Raw genomic sequence first — 22574 nt, 5'->3', positions numbered from 1 at the left:
GGCGCCCGGCTCAAGAACGCGTCCCGCTCAGGAAGGCGCCCGGCGTCACTGGATCACGCCGCTGTACGCGTTCAGCGCCGGCTGTCCGCCGAGGTGTGCGTAGAGCACGGTGGAGTCCGGGGCGATCTCGCCGCGTTCGATCAGGTCGACCATGCCGGCCATGGACTTGCCCTCGTAGACGGGGTCGGTGACCATGCCCTCCGTGCGCGCCGCGAGCTGCATGGCGACCAGGGTGGCGTCGTCCGGGACCCCGTAGATCCCGGCGTGGTAGCGCTCGTCCAGCTCGACGTCCGCGACGGTCAACTCCCGCTTGAGACCTATGAGTTGCCCGGTGTTGTGGGCGATGCGCGCGACCTGTTCACGGGTGGTTGCCGGCTTGGCCGAGGCGTCGATGCCGATCACCCGGCGCGCCCGTCCGCCCGCCTCCTCCAGCGCGGCGAAACCGGCGACCATGCCGGCCTGCGTCGAGCCGGTCACCGAGCACACGATCACCGTGTCGAAGAAGACGCCCAACTCCCGCTCCTGCTCGGCGACTTCGTACGCCCAGCCGGCGAAGCCGAGGCCGCCGAGCGGGTGGTCGGAGGCGCCGGCCGGGATGGCGTAGGGCTTGCCGCCGCTCTCCTCGACCTCCCTGAGCGCCAGCTCCCAGCTCTCCTTGAAGCCGATGCCGAAGCCGGCCCGGACGAGCCGTACGTCGGCGCCGGCCAGTCGGCTGATCAGGATGTTGCCGACCTTGTCGTAGACGGCGTCCGGCCAGTCGACCCAACTCTCCTGCACGAGCACGCACTTGAGCCCGGCGCGAGCGGCGACGGCGGCGACCTGGCGGGTGTGGTTGGACTGCACACCGCCGATGGAGACGAGGGTGTCGCAGCCCTGCGCGAGCGCGTCGGCGACCAGGTACTCCAGCTTGCGGGTCTTGTTGCCGCCGTATGCGATACCGGAGTTGCAGTCCTCCCGCTTGGCCCAGACCGAGGCCCCGCCCAGGTGGGCCGTCAGGCGCTCCAGGGGGTGCACCGGCGAGGGCCCGAACAGGAGCGGATAGCGCGCGAAGGAAGAAAGGGACACGGGTCCTCCTGGAGTGGAGTGGGTCAGTGGTCGGCTTCGAGGGCGGGCCCGTCGACGGCCTCGCCCGCGGATCCCTCGACGGCCTCGTCGACGAGTGCCGCGAGGCCCCGCCAGATCTCCGCCGTCACGCGGACCGCCTCGTCCGTGTCGCCGGCCGCGCAGGCCTCGATGAGCTGGTCGTGCAGGCCGGCCGAGCGGCAGTTGCCGCCCTCGCCGAAGCGCCGGCGCTCCAGGCGGCGGATGAGCGGGGTGTAGCGGGCGATGGTGGCGGCGGCCGCGCGGTTGCCGCTGACGCGGACGAGGACGTCGTGGAGTTCGTCGTCGGCGACGAGGGCGGCGTCCACGTCGCCGGTGCGGACGGCCGCCGCGAACCGCTCGTTGGCCGAGCGCATCGTCTCGACGTCCGCCGCGAACAGCCGGGGCACGGCGATCCGGGTGGCCAGCTCGTGCATGGCCCCGACCACGGCCGCCGCGTCCCGCACATCGGCGGCCACGACGGCCGTGACCCGTGTGTAGCTCTGCGGCTTGGTCTCCAGCAGCCCCTCGTCGACCAGCCGGGAGAACGCCTCCCGCACCGGCGCCCGGGACAGCCCCAGCAACTCCGCGAGCTCGGCGTCGCGCACCACCGCACCGGGCTCGATCTCCCCGGCCACGATGGCGTCCCGGATGGCTTGGTAGGCACGGTCCCTGAGAAGGGTGCGCCCGACCGGTCGTATGGCCTCCATGACTGAAATGTTAGATGTCAGTGTGAAGTTCAGACAAGGGGGGCAGAAGCGTTGCGCCTCCCGGCCATGGAACAGCTCCAGAACCAGGCCGCGCGGATGCAGTTCGTGTGGCGGCGAGCGATACACCCATGTTTGGTGCGCAGAGCCTGGCAGGCTCGTCTTGATCTCAGACATGAGGACCTCCGCCAAAGACGCCCAGGTAGGTCTCCATGCTTGAGCTTCACGTCACGGCATCAGAGAATGCCGCTTGCTTCATCCTCCTGCTGACAGCGGCTGCAGGAGGCATCCCGTTGGAGCTGCACGAAGAATGTCGCTCTCTGGCTGGTACGCGGCCGTTCCGCGTACCAGCCGTTACCTGGCGCCTAGCACAAGGCCGTTGACCACGAACAAGCCAGAGGGAGATGCCAGTACACCATGAACGCTTTTGACACCAATCGACTCAATGGTCTTCACTCTGTCCAAGGCCACAGCTTCGTCGTAGCCATGCATATCGCTGCACGCCGGAGCTACGTGGCCGACCAGCTGGGCCAGTCGCTGCAACTTGCGAGCTTTGTATCCGATACGAAGCTCCAAAAGACCGGCAAGACGGACCAGCGCTGTCGCTCGCGAGACTTCGACGATGCAGATCGGGCGACGACTCTCAATCCGAAGGCCATTGATGGAATGATTCCCGCTGCGCCGCCGTTCGACGACAGTGAACCGACTGGCAACGCCGAGGCGCAACAAGGCATCGGAAACCTGAGTCGCCAACTCTGGCGATACTGTGGCGTACTCGACGGAGCCATGCGCCGTACCTCGCGGATTGATCCTCTCCCGCACACAGCCATCGGTGTCGATGAGCCCCGAGAGACATCCGAGCCAGAAATCACGGCTAAACGCATAAGAGGGCAAAGACTTCCGGTCGCACCGCTGACCCCACACACCGTAGCGACGAAGGCATTCAGTAATGGGGTTCCGATACCCTGACCTGAACGGGAATCGCATGCGCACGATCGAACCATTCGGGGTTTCACGCACACCGCATCCATGCTCAGAGGCAAAGTCCCGCATGAACGCTGCGACTCCGTCACACGGGTCACCGTGGAACTCAGGAGTACACGAAGTCATTCCACCATCGCCGAGCATCGCTCCAACGAAGTACCCTTCGCGAGCATCTCCCTCGTTTCCGAAGTAAGCAGCAGCCAATGGAAGCGGTACCCGGTCTCCAGTAGCCAGAGCGTCAGTCCGCTTCCATTCCCATGCCTGACGCCCCTTTCGTCGCTGTGTCACCCACGGCTGATCACCGCTCACTTCGATGATGCGTCCAGATACGAATCTGATGCTGTATGCCTCGCGCAGAACGCTACCGGACCAAGTACTCGGCACGACACTGGTAAGTTCGCCGACCGAATGGTCACGTGACCCTTGATTGGCTCCGTACCGAACTGGTCTGGTGTCCCACTCCTTGTTGTACGACAACACAGGAAGACGTTTCGCGACCACTTCCTCGATCGGTCTTGCCGAGCCATCCGGAAGCCACACGCGAGAACCTTCGGAGATGCCGCCCCGAAGTTCCTTGTCCATGATCCTCTCCGTCTCGAACGGCCATCAGTACGATGCCCAAACGCTATGTCGAGACGGAGAGGTGCTCAGGGTCTTCGATCAGAGCCACTCGATCGGGGGACCCGACGCCACTACCGCTTCTGCCGCTTCCAGGGACCGGTGATCGCGAGCAGGATTCCCGGGGTCTGGATGTTTGCGTAGAGGGTCTTTCCGTCGGGCGAGAAGGTGACGCCGGCGAACTCGCTGTACTCCGGCTCCTCCTCGGTGCCGATGTTCAGGTCGTTGCGCGCGATCGGGTACGTACGGCCGCTGTCGGTGGCGCCGAACAGGTGCGAGACGCCCTCACCGTCCTCGGCGAGGACGATGCCGCCGTACGGGGAGACGGTGATGTTGTCGGGGCCGTCGAGGGCGCCGTCGACGGACGGGTCCGGGTTGACGCCGAGGAGGACCTTCAGGGTGAGGGTGCGGCGCTTGGGGTCGTAGAACCAGACCTGGCCGTCGTGCGCGGCACCGGGGCTCTCGGCCCGGGCGTACGAGGAGACGATGTACGCGCCGCCGTCGCCCCACCACATGCCCTCCAGCTTGCGGGCGCGGGTGATCTCGGTGTCGGTGAACTGCTTGCGCACGGCGACGGTTTTGGCATCGCGGTCGGGGACGTCGATCCAGTCGACGCCGTACACCGTGCCGATCCGCGTGGCGCGGGACAGGTCGTCGACGAACCGGCCGCCGGAGTCGTAGCAGCGGGGGGCCTGGAGGACGCCCGCGTCGTCGGCGAGGGTACGGAACTTCCCGGGGCCGTAGGTGAATCCCTTGGGCGGGGTCCAGCGGAAGAAGAGGCCGTTGGGGGCCGCCGCGTCCTCGGTGAGGTAGGCGTGGCCGCGCTTGGGGTCGATGACGACGGCCTCGTGGTCGTAGCGGCCGAAGAACTTCAGCGGCTTCGGGGCGCGGTTGGCGCGGCGGTCGCAGGGGTCGACCTCGAAGACGTAGCCGTGGTCCTTGGTCATGCCGTTGACGCCGGCCCGGTCGGAGTTCTCCTCGCAGGTGAGCCAGGTGTTCCAGGGGGTGCTGCCGCCCGCGCAGTTGGTGGAGGTGCCCGCGATGCCGACCCACTCGGCGACGCGTCCGTCCGGCCGGACCTCGACCACGGTGCAGCCGCCGGCGGCCGCCGGGTCGTAGACGAGGCCCTCGGTGAGCGGCACCGGGAACTCCCAGTTGGCCCGGGGGCCCTTCAGCTCGTGGTTGTTGACGAGGAGGGTGGTGCCGCGGGGGCCGGGGAAGGCGGCGGTGCCGTCGTGCTTGCCCGGGGTGTACTCGCCCGACTCCAGCTTGGTCTTCCCGCTGTGGGTGAGGATCCGGTAGGTGAAGCCCGCGGGCAGGGCGAGGATGCCGTCGGGGTCCGGCACGAGGGGGCCGTAGCCGACGCCGCGGTGGCGGTCCGCGCCGCGCTCGGTGCCGTCCGCTGTGGCGTCGCGGTCCGCTCCGGTGTCCTGGTCCGTCGACGCGAGGGCGTTCGGCGCGGTGGCGAGGGCGCCCACACTGCCGGCCAGGGCGACACCGGTTCCGGTGGCCGCGGATCGTCTGGCGAAGTCCCTACGGGTGAGCGACATGCTGTCTCCTGCGTGGCGTGGGCTGACCGTGGGGGGCGGACCCTGACTGTCGCGCCACACGCTCGCGCTCCCGCCTGAACACCGACTGAACACCCCATGACTCGGGGGTGCCTGTGTGGGGACGGGTGCGCCCGGTGACTCGGGGGTGCGTGTGGGTTGGCGGCCGCGGGTCCGGTGGGGCTTCTCGCGCCGTTCCCCGCGCCCCCGAAAAGCATGGGGCTACGCCCCATGCTTTTCGGGCCCGCAGGGCCGTGGTCTTTCAGGCCCGCAGGGGGCCTGTTCTTTTAGGGGCGCGGGGAACGGCGCGAGAAGCCCCACGCACCCGAACCCGCCCACGCACCCGCACCCGCACCCCACCCCATCAAGCCCCCGGCCCCATCTGCGACCGTGCCTTGAACGCCGCCTTGCGTGCCTCCTTCGCCACCTTCTTGTCGGGGTGGATCCTCCCCATCGCCTCCAGCACATCCGGTGTGGCAGGGTGATCCACCCGCCACGCCGCCGCGAAGAACGACCCGTGCTGCGCCGCCAACCCCTCGACCAGCGCCCGCAACTCCGCCGAGTTCCCCTCCGCGGCCAGCTGCGCGGCAACCGTGTCGATGGTGAGCCAGAAGACCATCGCCTCCGACGGCGCGGGCACATCCCCGGCACCCCGCTCGGTCAGCCACACCCGGGCCAGCCCACCCAGCTCGGGGTCGTCCAGGACGTCCCGGAGGGCCGGCTCCGCCACCGCCCCCACGAGCGACAGCGCCTGCTGACAGCGCAGCCGCCGCAACGGCGCCCCCGGGTCGGAGCCCCGCGCGGCGGCCAGCAGCTCCCGCGCCGCGTCGAGCGACTCACGCCGCGCGAGCCACTGCTCGGTCTCGGCCTGGGCCGCCCCCGGCGGGAACCCGGCGGTGCCGTCGAGGAGCACGTCCGCGCCCTTGTCGACGAGGTCCCCCACGGCGGGCGCGACCACGCCGGCCTCCTGGAGCCGCGCCCGCACCCCGTACAGACCCAGCGGGGTGAGCCGGACCATGCCGTACCGGGTGACATCGGTGTCGTCGACGGCAGGCGCCCCCGCCCCCTCGGCGGCGGCCGCGACCTCCTCCGCGTCCGTCATCAGCGCCTCGTCCACCGGCTGGTACTCCACCAGCCCGATCGGCTCCAGCACCCGGAACTGGTCGTCGAGCCGCATCATCGCGTCCGAGACCTGTTCCAGGACGTCGTTGGTGGGCTCCCCCATGTCGTCGGGGACGATCATCGACGCGGCGAGGGCGGGCAGCGGCACCGGCCCGTCGGGGCCGTCCTCGTTGACGGTGAGGAGGTAGAGGTTGCCGAGCACCCCGTCGAGGAACTCCGCCTCGGCCTCGGGGTCCCAGTCCAGCTCGGAGAAGTCGATCTCGCCGCCGGTGTCCATGGCCTCCACGAGGCCGTCGAGGTCGGGCACACTCGCGTCGGCGAGGGTGGTCTCCAGGGCGGTCAGCCAGATGCCGAGCACGTCCTGCGGTCCGCCCGAGGTGAGGAGCGCGAGGTCCTCGCCCACGGCGACCGTCCCGGCCTCCTCGTCCACGATCTCGACGAGCCCGGTGTCGACGGCCACTCGCCACGCCTCACTCGCGAGGGCCGCCGCGTCGCCCCCATCGACACCGTCGCCCCCGCCGGCCCCGTCGACACCATCGGCGCCACTGAGCCCGAGCACCTCGGCGGCCGCGGGCAACTGCTCCTCGACGAGTTCGCCCCCGGCGCCCACCCGCGTGTCCGGGCCGGCCCAGCGGGCGAGCCGCGCGGCGCGCGAGAGCAGCGGCGTGGCGAGAGCCTCCCGCGCCAGCTCCGCTTCGGGGAGGAGCCGCACCGGCGGCAGTGGCGAGCTGTCTGACATCGGCGGGGATCTCCTCGGAACATCGGAACGTCGGAACATCGGAACGTCGGAACAGATTCGGAACATCGGCACAGATGGTGACGTACGACGGCGAGCGGTTCGGGGCCGCCGGGGGACGTCGCCCGTGAGCGATACGCGTACGAGTACGCAGCCGCTCAGCCTAGACGGATTTGAACCCATGCCGCCCGGTTCATGTACCTGCCAGGAGTCGGGTGTGGCTGAAACCTTGACAACTGGCCTGAGCAGGCAGGAGATTGACGCGCGTAGAAACTCGCGGGTAGCTCTGGGCGGATTCCAGGGCCGCCCACAGAGGCGACCGTCCGGGTCCACCGGATCCCTCGGTGCCCGTCGGAGTTCTACGCGCGTCGCACCGCCCCACCGGTCGCAGGCCACCCCCCGTCCACTCTCGTCCCGGCGCTCACGTACGTCCCCGGAGGGATCCCCTTGCCGAGCAAGAGAACCGCGCGCATCGGCGCGCTGACCGTCGCCACCATCTGCTCCACGGTGTCCGCCGTGGTCCTGACCTCGCCCGCCGAGGCGGACTCCATACGCATCCACGACATCCAGGGCACGACCCGGACGTCCCCGCTCGCCGGTCAGCAGGTGACCGGGGTGGAGGGGATCGTCACGGGCGTCCGCACGTACGGTTCGCGCGGCTTCTGGATCCAGGACACCCGGGCGGACGCCGACCCGGCCACGAGTGAGGGCGTCTTCGTCTTCACCAGCTCCCGGCCGACCGTTTCCGTGGGCGACGCGGTGACCGTCGCGGGCACTGTCTCCGAGTTCGTGCCGGGCGGCACTTCGTCCGGAAACCAGTCCGTGACGCAGATCACCCGCCCGACGATCACCGTGGTCTCCACGGGCAACGCCGTCCCGGCCGCGACCGTCGTGAACGCCAGGTCGGTGCCGAGCCGGTACGCCCCGACCGGCGACACCGCCGCCGGCGGCTCGGTCAACGGCCTGAAGCTCGCCCCGGCCACGTACGCCCTGGACTTCTACGAGTCCCTGGAGGGCATGAACGTCCAGGTCGCCGACGCCCGCGTGGTGGGCGCCACCGACCCGTTCACCGAGCTGTGGGTCACCGTCAAGCCCCTGGAGAACGCCAACCGCCGCGGCGGCACGGTGTACGGCTCCTACTCCTCGCAGAACACCGGCCGTATCCAGATCCAGTCGCTCGGCGCGGTCGCCGACTTCCCGAAGGCGAACGTCGGTGACGTCCTGGGCGGCACGACGGCCGGCCCGCTGGACTACAACCAGTTCGGTGGCTACACGCTCGTCGCCAACCAGCTCGGAACCTTGAAGCAGGGCGGCCTGGAGCGCGAGACGACCCGCAGGCAGGGACGCGGCGAGCTGGCGGTCGCCACGTACAACGTCGAAAACCTGGACCCCTCGGACGCCACCTTCGCGGACCACGCGGCGGCGATCGTGCACAACCTCCAGTCGCCCGACATCGTGACCCTGGAGGAGATCCAGGACAACAACGGCGCCACCAACGACGGTACGGTCGCGGCCGACCAGACGGTGAAGAAGCTGGTCGAGGCCATCGCGGCAGCCGGCGGACCGACGTACGACTGGCGGTCCATCGACCCGGTGAACCTCGCGGACGGCGGCGAGCCCGGCGGCAACATCCGCCAGGTCTTCCTGTTCAACCCCGAGCGGGTCTCCTTCACCGACCGCGCGGGCGGCGACGCCACGACCGCCGTCGGGGTGACGAAGGCGTACGGCAAGGCGCGGCTGACGGTCTCCCCCGGCCGTATCGACCCGGCGAACGCCGCCTGGACGAACAGCCGCAAGCCGCTCGTCGGCGAGTTCTCCTTCCGCGGCAAGTCCGTCTTCGTGATCGCGAACCACTTCGCGTCCAAGGGCGGCGACCAGTCGCTGCACTCGGAGTTCCAGCCGCCGAAGCGGAGCTCGGAGACCCAGCGCCACCTCCAGGCGACCGCCGTGAACACCTTCGTCAAGGAGATTCTGGCGAAGGACAAGAACGCGGACGTCATCACCCTCGGCGACATCAACGACTTCGAGTTCTCGAGGACCACCGAGTTGCTGGAGGACGACGGCGCCCTGTGGTCGGCGGTCAAGTCGCTGCCGAGGAGCGAGCGTTACTCCTACGTCTTCCAGGGCAACACGCAGGTCCTCGACCAGATCCTGATCAGCCCCTCGATCCGGCGCTCGTGCGAGTTCACCTACGACAGCGTGCACACCAACGCGGAGTTCAACGACCAGATCAGCGACCACGACCCGCAGGTGCTGCGCTTCAAGCCGTAACGGGCGCGGCAGGCAGTGGTTTCTCAGGGCTGGCTGAACACCCCGTTCAGCCAGCCCTTCCACGCGGTCTCGTCGGCCTCCACGTCGGCGCCCGGCGCGAAGTCGTGGACGCTCATGCCGACGACGTGGCCCCAGTGGTTGCGGCCGAAGAACCGGATGAGGGCGTCGTCGGTGCGCAGCCCGATGAAGTACGGGTCGCGATAGTCGACGACGGCCTCGAAGCGCTGCCCGCCGGGCCCCTCGGCCTGGACACGGGCGCCTTCGGAGGTGTCGTCCGCGAGGCCGAGCGCCCGCCCCACGACGGTGAGCGCGTCGGCGCCGCCGGACGCCTCGGGTCCGTCGAAGGTGGCGAACGCGCTGATCTTCCGGCCCGCGAAACGCGTCAGGTACTGACGCAGGGTGTGCAGGTAGAAGACGGTGTGCTTGGCGGCGCCGTCGTACTGGTTGTCCCAGTCGTCGACGAAGACGCCACTGTGCACGTACCGCACCCAGGCGCGCCGGCCGTCGTCGCGCGGCTCGATCGTGTAGTCGAGCTGGTTGAGGGTCTGCTCGGAGATCCCCTCCACGTCCTCGACGCGGTTGGTGTAGCGGTGCGGCGGGTCCCACACGGTGACTTCGGAGCCGAACGGCCCCTTGCCGCCGACCCGCGGCTCGGGTGCCTCCATCGGCCACAGCCACCCGCCGGTTCCGGCGGTGACGGCCTCCCACACCTCCTCGGGGGTGGCGTCGACCTCGAACTCACGGGCGATCTCGAATTCCTTGGGCATGACAGGCTCCTCAGCGGGTCTCAACGGGTCTCAACGGGTCTCAACGAAAGGGCGGTTCGGGTCGGACGGGAAGGGCGGACGGGTCGGGCTCGCCGACGGACCGGTCCGGCTCGTCGGCGGATGGTTCTGGCTCATCGGCAAGCCGGTCCGGCTCGTCGACGGACCGGCCGGGCTCATCGGCGGGCTGCGGCTTGAGTGTCGGATGGACGGCCACGACGATCCGGTGCCCCCGGCCGCCCTGGGCGTCGGGGGCGTCGTACTTGCGGACGAGCGCGCTCACCCCGGCCGTCAGCTCCTGGACGAACGCGGCCCGGTCGGCGGCCGAGGCGAAGGTGACCTCGCCGTCGAGCGCGTAGGTCGCGAGGCGCTTGCGGGCCTTGGCCGCGCCGGTGATCAGCGATCCGACGTCCCGGACCAGCCGGGCACCGAGCGCCAGCAGCCACCGCGCGGAGAGCTGGTCCCGGAAGCGGTCCGGGTCCGGCTGCACGGCGGCGAGCGCGAGCGGTGAGATCACGTACGACGCGGCGGTGGCCCGCATCAGCCGCTCGGTGACGTTGCCCTTGCGGCGCTCCCCCGCCAGCTCGACCAGGCCGTGCTTCTCCAGGGCCCTCAGGTGATAGTTCACCTTCTGCCTGGGCAGCCCGACCTTCCCGGCCAGCATCGCCGCCGACGCGGGCCCGGCCGCCAGCTCCGCGAGCAGCCGGGCGCGTATGGGATCCAGCGAGACGGCCGCTGCCTCGGGGTCCTCGATCACGGTGACGTCCAACATGACTCCACCGTCTCACCGACAACTTTTTTTGTCCAGACTGTTGGAATTTTCGGTGCGCGGCGGGCCGCCCGCGAGTGGCCGGGAGCCAGTCGGGACTCGGGCGGGAGTCGGGCGGGAGCCGGTCGGGAGTCGGTCGGAACTCGGGCGGTGCAGGAGAGAGCCTCCGGCCTCAGTCGGGGACGAGGCCGAGGGCGTACTCGTACCGCTTGACGGAGCCGGTCCGCAGCAGTCCGGGCCAGTTCTGGACGCGCTCCCAGAGCGGTGAGGGCGAGCCGACGCCGTCGCCGGGTGCGGCAAGGGCGTCGATGTGGTGCCGGGCGGTCTCCCACTCGGCGTAGTTGAGGACGCGGGTGCCATCGGTGCCGAGGTGGAAGTGGGCGGAGATACCGCCGGGGTGCGCGTCCGGCTCGGCGGCGAGCGCCTCCTCCACGGCGTCCACCCAGGCCCGCTGCCGCGCCGGGTCCGGCCCGTCGAACCGGACGTCGACGATCACGACACACCCCGGCACGCGCGCGGGCCGCCCCTCGCCGCCCGTGAGGCTGCGGTACCGCCGATAGCGCGCCAGGCCCACCCGCTCGATCCCGGGCACGGCGGTGTCGATGGCGTCGTTGCGCTCCTGCCGATGCGTCTTGACGAAGGCTTCGTACGCCTGCTCGTCGGCCCACTGCGAGTGGTGCAGCAGACCGGAACCGTCCTCGGCGGTGTAGACGAAGTACCCCAACAGCCCTGCCGCCGGCCACGGCCGCCGCTCCCAGGTGTCGGCGATGGCCTCGACGGTCCGCCGCTGCCGCTCGGGCGTGCCCACCTCCCAGGTGCTGAAGAGGGACGCCCCTACATCGGTGCGGTCGAGGACGGGATGGAGGTCCGTACGACGGGTCATGCCACTCTCCCAAGATCGGTGCTCGGTGGATGCATGACCACCTTTCAACCTCAACCAAGATTCAGGTCAAGTCCGCGATTCGGGGCCCGGTTTCGGGAGACCCGCCCGCTCATGGACGAGAAGCGGCCGGAGGCCGAGCGGGTGGGGAAGGCGCCGGAGACTGGCGGGGAGGGTGGTCCCACGGGGCTGCCGAAACGCTCGTGGTGGGCGGTGGTGCGGCGTACGGTCGAGGAGTTCCAGGACGACGAACTCTCCGACCGGGCGGCCGCGTTGACGTACTACGGCGTCCTGTCGCTGTTCCCCGCGCTGCTGGTGCTGGTGTCGATGCTGGGGGTCGTCGGGCAGCGCGCGACCGACAAGATCCTGGACAACGTCGGCGACCTGGCCCCGGGCCCCGCGCGGGACATCCTGCGGGACGCGGTCGTCCAACTGGGGGACAGCGGCGGTACGGGCGGGGTGCTGGCGATCGTCGGCCTGCTGGCGGCGGTGTGGTCGGCGTCGGGATACGTGGCGGCGTTCATCCGTACGTCCAACGCGGTGTACGACCTGCCGGAGGGCCGCCCGGTGTGGAAGCTCACGCCGCTGCGGATCGTGCTGACCCTCGTGCTGATGCTGATGCTGGCGGCGAGCGCGCTGATCGTCGTCTTCACGGGTCCGCTGGCCGAACGCGCGGGCACGACGATCGGGCTCGGTGACGCGGCCATCGCGGTGTGGGACATCGCCAAGTGGCCGGTCCTGCTGGTGCTGGTGACGCTGATGATCGCGTTGCTGTACTGGGCCGCGCCCAACGTCCGTGGCCGGGGCTTCCGTTGGGTGAGCCCCGGTGGTGTCCTCGCCACGCTGATCTGGCTCGCCGCGTCCGCGGGGTTCGCCGTCTACGCGGCCAACTTCGGCTCCTACAACAAGACCTACGGCACGCTCGCCGGAGCCGTCGTCTTCCTCATCTGGCTCTGGCTCACCAACCTTGCGATTCTCCTGGGCCTCGAATTCGACGCGGAACTCTCCCGCGAACGCGCCATCGTCGACGGCCGCTCCCCCACGGACGAGCCCTACGTAGAACCCCGCGACACCCGCACCTGGCCACCCCGCCTACGAGCCCTACGGGAATCCCACGGCCGAACGACGGCCGGGCCGGAGTCGCTGGGTGAGAAGTGAGGGGAGGGGGCGGGGCCGGGGGGCCGGGGCCAAGGAGCCGGGGGCCGAGGAGCGCCACGCGGCGAAACGCACCCAAGCCGTGGACCGGAGAGGGAAACCGGAAACCGCTGCAGGTGCGCCGACAGCCGTCGAGGCAGCGCATCCCCGTCCACAGCCGCAGCACGCCGCGCTCAACCAGGGCGCGGGGCGCGGGCAGCGCGGGGCGCGGGCAGCGCGGGCCGCGGGCAGCGCGGGCCGTGAGGTGACGGCGGGGTCCGCGTCGTTACCGGCCGGCACGCCCCGCCCTGCCTCGGCGCACCCCTCCGACAGCCAACCCGAACCACAGCGCCGCAGGCCAGCCACAGCGCCCAGCACCGACCCCCAACCCTGCCGCTCCCATGTGGCCGCCCAGACCCACAACCCGCCCCCTCCGGCGTCCCGCATACCCACAGCCCAGCGGGCCAGTCGGGGGGTCTCAGCGCCCAGCACCGCCCGCCCCACCGCCTCCGTCCCGCCCCGGCGGCACCGAGCCCGCCGGGTACTCGGTGCGGGTGGCGGTCAGGCGGCCGTGGGGGTCTTCAGGCTGGGCTTGTCAGCGGGGCGAGTCGGGTGGGTGGGCGGGCAGGGCAGGGCAGGGCAGTTGGAGCGAGGCGTGATGTGGGCCGGCAGTCACTCGTGGTAGTGGCGCCAGGCCAGCACCCCCGCCGCCACCGCCACGGTCGCACCGCCCACGACGACCGCCTCCCTCGGCACCCGCTCCCACGCCGAGTGCACCCTCGCCTTCACATCGGCCTTGGCGGCCAGTTCCTCGACCGTGTCGCCGAGCTGCGCCCGGGTCTGCTCGATCTGCCGCCGCAGTTCGTCGGGCCCCTTGGCGCCCACCGAACCATTGGTCTCGCCGCCGGAAGCACCGGCCGTACCGGATGCGTGCGTCATCGCCGAGCCCTCCCCTTGATCTCGTCCACGTCGGCCTTGACGCTGTCGAGCGCCTGCTCCGGCCGAGGAGGTGTGGCCCGCCGCAGCTGCGCGCGCCCCATGGCGGCCAGCACACCGGCGATCACGAACAGCACGGCCATGACGATGAGCGCGGCGGCCCATACGTCCAGCACCAGCGACAGCGCGGCGACCCCGGCGCCGGCGAGGGTCATGAACCCCACGTAGGCGACAGCCCCGGCCATGCCGAGGAGCCCACCGCCGCGCCCCGCGCGCCGCCCCTTCTCCGCCAGCTCCTCCTTCGCGAGGGCGATCTCCTGTCGTACGAGCAGGGAGAGCTGTTCGGTGGCCTGCCCCACCAGCTCGCCCACGGAGTGATGATCGTGTTCTACCGGCCCCGGACGCGCAGATCGCACAGAGCGCACGAATCGCGTGGGCCTGGTCTCGGTGGTCCCGGTCACGGTGTCGCCTCCTCACACATCGGGACGCCCCGAGTACCCGCACCGGCCCGCGCTACCCCTGCGTCACCAGCGCGTCCTGCCACGGCGGGGCAGGCGGCGCCCCCGCCTGTAGCGATGCTTCGCAATATCTCGTAGAAGAATTAAGTGGAGCTTCACAATGAGCCCGCCGAGACTACCCCCATGACACGCATCCACCGCCCCGCCCCCTTCGGCCGCGCCCTCTGCGCGATGGTCACGCCCTTCACCGCGTCCGGCGCGCTCGACCTCGACGGGGCGCAGCGGCTGGCCGACCGGCTGGTGCGGGAGGGGTGCGACGGGCTGGTGCTGTCCGGTACGACGGGCGAGTCGCCGACCACGACGGACACGGAGAAGGCGGAGCTGGTCCGCGCGGTGCGCGCGGCGGTCGGCGGGCGGGCCGCGATCGTGGCCGGGGTGGGCACCGCCGACACCCGGCACACCGTGGAGCTGGCGCTGGCGGCGGAGAAGGCGGGCGCGGACGGCCTGCTGGCGGTCACGCCGTACTACAGCCGGCCTCCGCAGGACGCCGTCGAGGCCCACCTCCGCGAGCTGGCCGACGCCTCGGGGCTGCCCGTCGCCCTGTACGACATCCCCGGCCGCACCGGTACCCGCATCGAACCGGAGACCATGATCCGGCTGGCGGAGCATCCCCGGATCGTGGCGGTGAAGGACTGCGCGTACGACCTCCTCGGCACCCAGAAGGTGCTGGCCGAGACGGAGCTGGCGTACTACACCGGCTGCGACGAGTACGTTCTCGCGCTGTACGCGCTCGGCGGGTCCGGTTACGTGGGTACGGTCGCGAACGCGGTGCCCCGGCACTTCCGCTCGATCCTCGACGCGTTCGACGCGGGCGACACCGGCGAGGCGGCCCGCCTCCAGCGGCTGGCCGTCCCGCTCACCGAGCTGATGATGGCCCGCGGCCTGCCGGGCTCCGTCACGGCCAAGGCGCTCCTCGGCCGGCTCGGTCTCCCGTCGGGCCCGGTCCGCGCACCGCTGCGGCCCGCCGGCCAGATGGTGACCGACGGGCTGCTGGCGGCGTACGAGGAACTGGTCGGCTCCGGCCACCCGGTAGGAAGGTAGGAAGGTCAGTCGGCCCAGCGCTCGGTGAACACCGGGACCCAGCGGCCGGGGTAGTCGGCTGAAGCCTTGCGGAACCCGCTGAGCTGGACGACCTTGTCGCTGCCGATCGTGAGGAGGATGAGCTGGTTGCGGAACTCACCCTTGCCGCTGCACCTCTTGGGGTCGCAGCCCCAGGCGATGACCCGCTCGTCGTCCGCCCAGGCCAGGAGTTGCTGGCCCGGCACGGTGGTGACCCTCTTGCCGGTGCGCGAGTCGACGATCGCGGAGGAGATCTTCTCCCCCTCTCCGGCGAACTCGCCCCCGATCAGCTTCCCGTTGGGCGACAGACCGGCCTCCGCGTAGTTCACGTACTTCTCAGCGGCGGGCACATCGATCTTGTCGCCCTTCAGGTCGTAGTACTGCCGGAACGGCTTCTCCCCGATGTCCGAGAAGACGGACCGGCCGTCCTGGCTCCACTCGATGTCGTCCCGGCTGTTGTAGAAGAAGCCCCACTCGTCCTTCCAGTGCGGTGCCTTGTGCCAGGTCTCCTCACCCGAGTCCACGTCCACGACGGAGAACCCCGTACGGCTGGCGACGGGGCCCGGCACTTCCTTGCCGTTGACGTTCTGCGGGTGGTCGGCGAAGTTGCGGTCGGGGTTCTTGGAGTACGTCGTCGCGAGGAGCTTGGTGCCGTCCGGGGAGAATTCGACGGACGCGACGCCGTGGTCCACCGGGATCCAGCGGTCCACCTTGCCTGTGATCATGTCGAGCAGCCCGATTCTTCTGGCGGGCAGTTCGCCCTCCAGTACGGCCGCGGTGCGCATACCGGGTGCGACATCCAGGAAGGCCCACTTGGTCTTGCGGTACTCGGCCGTCTTCTGGTCGAGGAGGCCGTACACGCGGGTGTTGACGATGTCCCCGCCCGGCTGCTTGACCGCCTCGCGCACATAGAACGCGGAGAGCGCGGTGTCGCCCGCCGCGATCATGTTCCGGGGCGGCGACTGGTTGGGGTGACCGATGATGTCGCTCTTGTTCATCTCGCTGGCGGGCCGCACCTCGTCCCCACCATCGGTCGTCAGCAGGGGCACGCCCACCGCGACGGCCACGACCGCGGCCGTGGCGGCGGCGGTGCCCGCGATCGCGCGGGTCCGGCGGCGGCGCCGGACGGTCAGCACCCGTTCGGCGAAGTCAGCCCCCAGGGACGGCTGTTCGGCGGCCTGCTCACGCAGGGCGTCACGCACGAGTTCGTCGACGTTCACGGACGCACCTCCACGGGCGAGAAGTCACGGGACGGCTGCTGCTCGACCGCTGCGGGGCCGAGTGCGGCCAGTTCGGGCGCGAGTTCGCGCAGGCGGGCGAGCGAGCGGTGGGTCGTGGACCGGACGGTCCCCACGGAGCACCCGAGGATCCGCGCCACGTCGCCTTCCGGCAGGTCCTCGAAGTAGCGGAGCACGAGCACGGTCCGCTGCCGGGCGGTCAGCCGGGCCAGCGCCCCGCGCATCACCAGCCGCAGCTCCACACCGGCCACCCCGTCGACGGCGCCGCCGCTCTCGGGCGGCTCGGCGACGGTCAGCTCCCGCCGACGCCACTTCAGCCGCCACCGGCTGACCTGCTGCCGGTAGAGGATCTGCCGTACGTACGCCTCCGGCTCGTCGATCCGCTGCCAGCGCCCGGCTGCCTTGATCAGCGCGTTCTGCAGCAGGTCCTCGGCGGCGTGCCGGTCCCCGCCGCTCAGCAGCACGGCCGTCTTCAGCAGTGCCGACGACCGCCCGGCCACGAATTCCCGGAAACTCTCCTGCCCCGCGGCATCCATCGTCACCTTCTCTTCCCCCGGCGGTCCCTGTGTCCGCCCTGTGTCCCATGAGACGCCTCGCCAGGCCCACCGCTATGCCAGTCCGACGAAGAAAGTGCCGGGAAACGGGTCCGGGGCCCGCACACGTGTGAACGCGCGCGGGCCCCGGGCCGTGTGACGGCCGTGCCGTGCCGGTCAGCCCCAGCGGTACCCGTCGCCGAACAGCAGGGTGTGCTCCAGCACGTCCTCCATCGGATCGTCGACCTGACCGACGTTGACGAGTCCGATCCGGGGACCGTTGTGCGAGGCCTTGTTCGTCTCGTCGGCGTGCGCGGCTCCGGCCGACACCCCGCACAGCAGCACCGTGGCCAGCCCTGCCATGCCCACTCGCGCCACGGTCCCCGCCCGGTCGTTCCTCATCCCTCGGCCCCTCATCTCATCGTTTCGGCCACTGATCGGACACTGCGTCCGACAGTTCATCTGCCAACCCCACGACGAGGTCACGCCGAGCAACCCTTACGGGGTCAGTTGTGGCTGTGCAGGATCTCGTTCAGGCCGCCCCAGACCGCGTTGTTCGGGCGGGCCTCGACCGTGCCGGTGACCGAGTTGCGGCGGAAGAGGATGTTCGAGGCGCCGGAGAGTTCGCGGGCCTTGACGACCTGGCCGTCGGGCATGGTGACGCGGGTGCCGGCGGTGACGTAGAGGCCGGCCTCGACGACGCACTCGTCGCCCAGCGCGATGCCGACGCCCGCCTCGGCGCCGATCAGGCAGCGCTGGCCGATGGAGATGATGACGTTGCCGCCGCCGGAGAGCGTGCCCATCGTGGAGGCGCCGCCGCCGATGTCCGAGCCGTCGCCGACGATCACACCGGCGGAGATCCGGCCCTCGACCATCGACGTGCCGAGCGTGCCGGCGTTGAAGTTGACGAAGCCCTCGTGCATGACCGTGGTGCCCTCGGCGAGGTGCGCGCCGAGCCGGACCCGGTCGGCGTCGGCGATCCGAACGCCCTTGGGGGCCACGTAGTCCGTCATGCGCGGGAACTTGTCGACGGAGGTGACCTGGAGGTGCAGGCCCTCGGCACGCGCGTTGAGGCGGACCTTCTCCAGCTCGTCCACGGCGACCGGGCCGAGCGAGGTCCAGGCGACGTTGGCGAGGAGGCCGAAGATGCCGTCCAGGCTCTGGCCGTGCGGCTTGACCAGGCGGTGCGAGAGCAGGTGGAGGCGCAGGTAGGCGTCGTGCGTGTCGATCGGCTTCTCGTCGAGCGAGGAGATGACCGTGCGGACCGCGACGACCTCGACACCCCGGCGCGTGTCCTGACCGATCGCGGCGGTCGCGCCACCGCCCAGCAGCTCCGCGGCCCGCTCGGCGGTCAGCCGCTCGGTGCCGGAGGGGCCCGGCTCGGCGGCGAGCTCGGGCGCGGGGAACCAGGTGTCGAGAACGGTGCCGTCGGCGGCGATCGTGGCGAGGCCGGCGGCCACGGCGCCGGTGGTACGAGGAGCAGTCGTGTCGGTCATGAGGGCAACCTAACCGGGAGGGGGCCACACAGGCCAACCCGCGGCGCGGGCGTCTCAGGGGCCGGGCACTTTGCGGACATACGGTACGGCGGACCTACGTGCGGCGGACATACGGCCCGCCCCACGGCGCCGGGCGGCCCGCCCACCCCCGTGGGGCGGGCCGTCCGTACACCGTGGGGGGTCAGCGGCGTTCGCCCGGCCTGTCGACGACGACGGCGACGACGAACGCCTTGCCGGAGACCATCTTCCCGTTCTGGAGCATCCGGTCGCCGAGCACCTCGTACGTCACCGGGTCGATCAGCCACTCCCGCTCGACGCGTTCGTCCCCCGAGTCGTTGCCGCTGTAGCGGAGGGCGATCGCCCGCTGCCCGGCCGCGTCCTCGACCATGCGGTCGACCACGTCGAGGTGCGGCAGCGTGGCGAGTGCGCGGTAGAGGCCCGCCAACCCCTGGGGCGGCTTGATCGGGGCACCCAGCAGGCCGGAGATCTCCATGTAGTCGGCGTGGGTCCGGTCCCTGCCGTGCGCGTCCGGTACCGCATTCTCTCTGCGAAGCGCCGTGAGCACGCCCTGCGCGTCGGGGGGCAGGGAGACGAGGAGGCGGTACATCTCGCGCGGGGAACGCCCGTCGTCCTCCTCCGTGCCGTTCTCGGCCTCGTTCTCCATGTCCGTCTCGTCGACGATCATCCTGGGCTTCTGCTTCTCGACTTCGGCATCCAGGAAGGCCATCTCCCCGCCGTCGTACCGGATCCATCTCTCGTCGGAGAAGCCTCCGTCCGACAGGCTCTTCGCGAGAACCGGCGTGTATTCGAGCGCGTGGCGGGTGTAGATCCACTGCTTCGCCCGCGGCTCCGCGACCGGCGGTCGCCCCTCCACCGCCTCCGCCGCCCGCTCCAGCAGCTCGGCCGCGGTCATCCCCTTCAAGTCCGCGTTCGTGAGGGTCGCCGGGGTCGTCAAACCCCGTGTGTCGTCCCTCCCCACCAGCAGCGACGCGGCCACCGCCACCGCGGTGACGGCCGCCGCCACCCCCACGATCACGAACCTGGGGCGCGCCCACACCCGGTGCCACCGCCGGTCCGTCCCGGCCGCGTGCAGCAGCCGGGCGCGGCCGGGGGCGAGGCGGGCGCGGTCGGGGGCCGGCACCTCGGCGCGCAGCTCCCGCACCCGGGTCACCTCGTCGATCAGCTCCTCCATGTCAGACCACCTCCGCCGTGTCCCCGGCGAACGCCGGACCGTCCCCCACGAAGGCCGGATCGGCCCCCAGCGCCGTACGCACCTTGCGCCGCGCGCGGTTGAGCCGCGAGCGGACCGTCCCCACGGGAATGTCGAGGGCCTCGGCGACCTCCTGGTAGCCGAGGTCGGCCCAGGCGACCAGCAGCAGGACGTGCCGGTCCCCGGCCGACAGCGCCGCCAACGCCCCGGCGAGCGGCCCCTGCGCCGCCACCCGGCTGTCGGTCCGCTCGACCCAGGTCTCGCTCCAGGACGCGGCGACCGGATCATGTCCGGTACGGGCCAGCGCCTTGAGCGCCCGGACCTCCGTACGGCGGTGCTTGCCGATGAGGTTGCCCGCGATGCCGTACAGCCAGGGGCGGGCGTTGGGGTGGGCCCCGTCGTAGCGGGCCCGGATACGGAACGCCGTCAGGAAGGTGTCGGCGGTGATGTCGTCGGCGAGGGAGTCACCGAGGCGCCGGGCCACGTACCGGTGGATGTCCGGCGCGTAGCGGTCGTAGAGCCGCGCGAACGCCTCCGGCTGTTCCAGCGACCGGGCGACGACCTCGGCGTCGTCCGCCTCGCTCCCATCGGCCCGGCTCGCATCGGCCCGGCTCGCGTCAACCCCGCCCACGCCCGCCCCGCCCGCCCGTGGTGGTGGTCCGCTCACCGGGTTCTCCCCCCGCTCGTCACAACCGCTCTCCTCCGCCGCATCCGACATGCCAGCGCATCCGACATGCCGGCGTGTCCGACATGCCGGCGTGTCCGCCACGTCCGTGCGTCCACGTGTCCGCCGCGTCCGCCGTGTTCCTGTCACCCCCTGTTTCCCGATGGCCCGAGAAAGGTTCACGGTTCGCGCGAAGTCGTCCTGCGAGCCGGTCAGGGGATGACGCGGGCCAGGGCCTCGCGCGCGTACCGCTCGTCGTAGGGCGCGCCGGTCAGCAGGACCTGGAGGCAGATGCCGTCGATGAGGGCGACCAGGGCCCGCGCGGTCACCGGGTCGGTGCGCTCGGTGAGGAAGTCGGCGAAGTCCCGGCCCCACTCTTCGGCGACGGGCCGGAGCGCGGGGCGGCGCAGGGCGGCGAGGTAGAGCTCGTACTCCACCTCCAGGCCCGTACGGTCCCCGGCGAACCATTCGCCGCCCAGCGCGGCCAGTTCGGCGGCGAGGTCGGTGGCGGGGTCCCGCAGGGCCTCGCGGGCGGCGACGGACTTCGCGTAGCGCTCGTTGGCCTGCCGCAGCGCGGCGACCATCAGGTCGTCGAGGGTCTTGAAGTGGTACGTCGTCGAGCCGAGCGGGACGTCCGCCTCGGCGGCCACGGTGCGGTGGCTCAGCCCGGCGATGCCCCTCTCCCCCACCACCCGGATCGCCGCGTCGATGATCCGCTGCCGCCGCTCGGGGTCGTAGCGCCGGGCCATCAGTGGGCGCCTCCCAGGTTCAGCACCACGACCCCCGCGATGATCAGCACGATCCCGGCGATCTTGGCGAAGCTCAACCCCTCCCCGAACAGCACCAGTCCGAGGGCGGCGACCGTCGCGGTGCCGACGCCGGACCAGATCGCGTAGGCCGTGCCGATCGACATCGACTTCAGTGCCTGGGCGAGCAGGACGAAGGAGATGACGTACCCCACCCCGGTGACCAGTGACGGCCACAGCTTGCTGAAGCCCTCGCTGTACTTCATGGCGGTGGTGGCGGCCACTTCGGCGGCTATGGCCGCGGCGAGCAACAGATATCCCATGTGTACGATCGTACACATGATGCGTACGCCTGTACACATCGCGTGGCACAGGCACGCTTATGGGCGGAATTGACCATCGCAGAGGGTCAAGAGGCCCTGCATTCGGGGCCGTTCCGTTATGGAAGCGCTCTCCGAAAGGGCTCCCCGCACGTCCCTTGGTCCACTACTGTTTCAACGGTCAATCTCCCGATTGTGTGACGACCGCCAGGGTTTGCGCACACGGGTGACACGTACCACCCTCCCTGATCCGCATGACGATTCGCGTCCGCCTTTGGCGACGCCGAAGGAACCGCGCATGCCGCCACACAAGCCCGGATCTGATCCGGACCAGACCACGCCCAACCTTCCGGTGCTCAGATCCGCGAAGGTGTGGGAGACGGGCGTCGCCCCGAACGACACCCGAATACCGGGCACGCGCCGCCTCTGGCTGGCCGGCGCCCTCGCTCTCGCCGTCGTGTCGTCCTGTGTCACCGCGATCACCCTTCAGGGCAGCGGACCTGACGACTCGTCGGAGACGAACGGGCGCACCACAGCCGCCGACGACCGGGTACTCCCCTCCCTCTCGCTCCCGCCCACGTCGCCCCCCGCGACCTCGGCACCGGACGGCAAGAGCGGACTGTCGGAGCCCCAGGGCGCCGAGGGCGCCGTCGAGGAGACCGACGGCAAGGGCAAGACCGAGGACGCCGACGGCGCCAAGGGATCCGACTCCTCCGACGACAAGCAGCAGGGCGGCGCGAAGCCGACCTCCGAGCCGCCGAAGGCGCCCGCGCCCCCGAAGAACCCGCCGTCCACCTCGACCACGCGCAAGTCCGTACGGTCCGTCAACCACCCGGACCGCTACTGGCATCTGCGCAACGGTGTGATCCAGCTGGACCAGGTGAGCTCCCGCAGCGGCAGCGAGACCAAGGAGGACTCCTCCTTCAAGGTCGTCTCCGGCCTCGCGAACTCCTCCTGCTACTCCTTCCGCATGGCGGACGGTCGCTACGTGCGTCACCAGAACTTCGTGCTCCGCGCGTCCGGCAACGACGGCTCCAGGCTCTTCCAGCAGGACGCCACCTTCTGCCCCCGCTCGGGCTATTCGGGCTCGGTCCTGCTGGAGTCGGTGAACTACCCCGGCTACTTCGTGCGCCACCGCAGCTTCCAGCTCCGCCTCGAACGCGCCGAACACAGCGGCTACTTCTACGCGGACGCCACGTTCAGCCTGGTGAAGGGCTTCTCCTGACCGGACGTCGGCAGTGC

At 70.7% G+C, this 22574-nt stretch carries 21 protein-coding genes and 1 pseudogene; 4 read left to right on the top strand and 18 right to left on the bottom strand.

The window, feature by feature from the left end:
* Positions 1 to 45: 45 nt before the first annotated feature.
* From PUR53_RS42655 to PUR53_RS42635, 5 genes are all read right to left on the bottom strand, one after another.
* Positions 46 to 1065, bottom strand: coding sequence for a 1-aminocyclopropane-1-carboxylate deaminase (locus tag PUR53_RS42655; protein WP_329912116.1), 1020 nt, complete (start codon positions 1063 to 1065; stop codon positions 46 to 48).
* 23 nt (positions 1066 to 1088) lie between these two features.
* Positions 1089 to 1790, bottom strand: a complete 702-nt coding sequence (locus PUR53_RS42650; RefSeq protein ID WP_329899197.1) for a GntR family transcriptional regulator — start codon at positions 1788 to 1790, stop codon at positions 1089 to 1091.
* A 351-nt stretch (positions 1791 to 2141) separates the two neighbouring features.
* Positions 2142 to 3353 (bottom strand): LAGLIDADG family homing endonuclease, encoded by a 1212-nt coding sequence (locus PUR53_RS42645; protein WP_329899196.1) that lies wholly within the window; start codon positions 3351 to 3353, stop codon positions 2142 to 2144.
* A 110-nt stretch (positions 3354 to 3463) separates the two neighbouring features.
* Positions 3464 to 4939, bottom strand: coding sequence for an alkaline phosphatase PhoX (locus PUR53_RS42640; RefSeq protein ID WP_329899195.1), 1476 nt, complete (start codon positions 4937 to 4939; stop codon positions 3464 to 3466).
* A 361-nt stretch (positions 4940 to 5300) separates the two neighbouring features.
* Complete coding sequence (locus tag PUR53_RS42635; protein ID WP_329912115.1) at positions 5301 to 6797, bottom strand: hypothetical protein; 1497 nt, start codon at positions 6795 to 6797, stop codon at positions 5301 to 5303.
* A 444-nt stretch (positions 6798 to 7241) separates the two neighbouring features.
* Between PUR53_RS42635 and PUR53_RS42630 the strand changes: the two genes are divergently transcribed.
* The gene (locus PUR53_RS42630) at positions 7242 to 9065 is read left to right on the top strand and encodes an endonuclease/exonuclease/phosphatase family protein (RefSeq protein WP_329899193.1); all 1824 of its coding nucleotides are present in this window, start codon (positions 7242 to 7244) and stop codon (positions 9063 to 9065) included.
* 23 nt (positions 9066 to 9088) lie between these two features.
* Here the strand turns inward: PUR53_RS42630 and PUR53_RS42625 are convergent, their stop codons facing one another.
* From PUR53_RS42625 to PUR53_RS42615, 3 genes are all read right to left on the bottom strand, one after another.
* Positions 9089 to 9832: an SRPBCC family protein gene (locus tag PUR53_RS42625; RefSeq protein WP_329899192.1), complete on the bottom strand. Its 744-nt coding sequence runs from the start codon at positions 9830 to 9832 to the stop codon at positions 9089 to 9091.
* A 40-nt stretch (positions 9833 to 9872) separates the two neighbouring features.
* Positions 9873 to 10601 carry an ArsR/SmtB family transcription factor gene (locus tag PUR53_RS42620; protein ID WP_329912114.1) on the bottom strand — a complete coding sequence of 243 codons (729 nt, stop codon included), beginning with the start codon at positions 10599 to 10601 and terminating at the stop codon, positions 9873 to 9875.
* A gap of 169 nt (positions 10602 to 10770) precedes the next feature.
* Positions 10771 to 11481: an antibiotic biosynthesis monooxygenase gene (locus PUR53_RS42615; protein WP_329899190.1), complete on the bottom strand. Its 711-nt coding sequence runs from the start codon at positions 11479 to 11481 to the stop codon at positions 10771 to 10773.
* Between the two features lie 111 nt (positions 11482 to 11592).
* On the opposite strand from PUR53_RS42615, the gene PUR53_RS42610 reads away from it, so the two are divergent.
* Complete coding sequence (locus PUR53_RS42610) at positions 11593 to 12636, top strand: YihY/virulence factor BrkB family protein (RefSeq protein ID WP_329899189.1); 1044 nt, start codon at positions 11593 to 11595, stop codon at positions 12634 to 12636.
* 753 nt (positions 12637 to 13389) lie between these two features.
* Here PUR53_RS42610 and PUR53_RS48445 read toward each other — a convergent pair.
* Positions 13390 to 13551: pseudogene (locus tag PUR53_RS48445) on the bottom strand (DUF3618 domain-containing protein); the annotation flags it as partial.
* Positions 13548 to 14009 (bottom strand): phage holin family protein, encoded by a 462-nt coding sequence (locus tag PUR53_RS42600; protein ID WP_443078202.1) that lies wholly within the window; start codon positions 14007 to 14009, stop codon positions 13548 to 13550. The pseudogene PUR53_RS48445 and the gene PUR53_RS42600, both read right to left, overlap by 4 nt.
* Positions 14010 to 14189: 180 nt before the next feature.
* Between PUR53_RS42600 and dapA the strand changes: the two genes are divergently transcribed.
* Positions 14190 to 15107: a 4-hydroxy-tetrahydrodipicolinate synthase gene (gene dapA, locus PUR53_RS42595; RefSeq protein WP_329912113.1), complete on the top strand. Its 918-nt coding sequence runs from the start codon at positions 14190 to 14192 to the stop codon at positions 15105 to 15107.
* Between the two features lie 5 nt (positions 15108 to 15112).
* Here dapA and PUR53_RS42590 read toward each other — a convergent pair whose 3' ends face one another.
* The 8 genes from PUR53_RS42590 to PUR53_RS42555 form a co-directional block, all read right to left on the bottom strand.
* Positions 15113 to 16345: a WD40 repeat domain-containing protein gene (locus PUR53_RS42590; RefSeq protein ID WP_329912112.1), complete on the bottom strand. Its 1233-nt coding sequence runs from the start codon at positions 16343 to 16345 to the stop codon at positions 15113 to 15115.
* A complete protein-coding gene (locus tag PUR53_RS42585; protein WP_329912174.1) occupies positions 16342 to 16899 on the bottom strand; it encodes a SigE family RNA polymerase sigma factor in 558 nt (185 codons plus the stop codon). Before PUR53_RS42585 ends, PUR53_RS42590 begins: the two co-directional genes overlap by 4 nt.
* A gap of 174 nt (positions 16900 to 17073) precedes the next feature.
* Positions 17074 to 17298, bottom strand: a complete 225-nt coding sequence (locus tag PUR53_RS42580) for a hypothetical protein (RefSeq protein WP_329899184.1) — start codon at positions 17296 to 17298, stop codon at positions 17074 to 17076.
* Between the two features lie 104 nt (positions 17299 to 17402).
* Positions 17403 to 18392, bottom strand: coding sequence for a 2,3,4,5-tetrahydropyridine-2,6-dicarboxylate N-succinyltransferase (dapD, locus tag PUR53_RS42575; protein ID WP_329899168.1), 990 nt, complete (start codon positions 18390 to 18392; stop codon positions 17403 to 17405).
* A 181-nt stretch (positions 18393 to 18573) separates the two neighbouring features.
* Positions 18574 to 19584 carry a CU044_5270 family protein gene (locus PUR53_RS42570; RefSeq protein ID WP_329912111.1) on the bottom strand — a complete coding sequence of 337 codons (1011 nt, stop codon included), beginning with the start codon at positions 19582 to 19584 and terminating at the stop codon, positions 18574 to 18576.
* 1 nt (position 19585) lies between these two features.
* The gene (locus PUR53_RS42565; RefSeq protein ID WP_329912173.1) at positions 19586 to 20269 is read right to left on the bottom strand and encodes an RNA polymerase sigma factor; all 684 of its coding nucleotides are present in this window, start codon (positions 20267 to 20269) and stop codon (positions 19586 to 19588) included.
* Between the two features lie 209 nt (positions 20270 to 20478).
* Complete coding sequence (locus PUR53_RS42560) at positions 20479 to 21015, bottom strand: TetR/AcrR family transcriptional regulator (RefSeq protein ID WP_329899166.1); 537 nt, start codon at positions 21013 to 21015, stop codon at positions 20479 to 20481.
* On the bottom strand, positions 21015 to 21335 hold the full coding sequence (locus PUR53_RS42555) for a DMT family transporter (RefSeq protein WP_329899165.1): 321 nt from the start codon (positions 21333 to 21335) through the stop codon (positions 21015 to 21017). Before PUR53_RS42555 ends, PUR53_RS42560 begins: the two co-directional genes overlap by 1 nt.
* A 295-nt stretch (positions 21336 to 21630) precedes the next feature.
* Here PUR53_RS42555 and PUR53_RS42550 point away from each other — a divergent pair, with 295 nt between their 5' ends.
* Positions 21631 to 22557 carry an AbfB domain-containing protein gene (locus PUR53_RS42550; protein ID WP_329899164.1) on the top strand — a complete coding sequence of 309 codons (927 nt, stop codon included), beginning with the start codon at positions 21631 to 21633 and terminating at the stop codon, positions 22555 to 22557.
* Positions 22558 to 22574: the final 17 nt, after the last annotated feature.

It is taken from the genome of Streptomyces sp. SP18BB07 (assembly GCF_036322545.1).
Lineage (GTDB): Bacteria > Actinomycetota > Actinomycetes > Streptomycetales > Streptomycetaceae > Streptomyces > Streptomyces deccanensis.
Note: the sequence above shows the minus strand (reverse complement) of the source record. Positions and strands in the feature narration are given on the sequence as shown.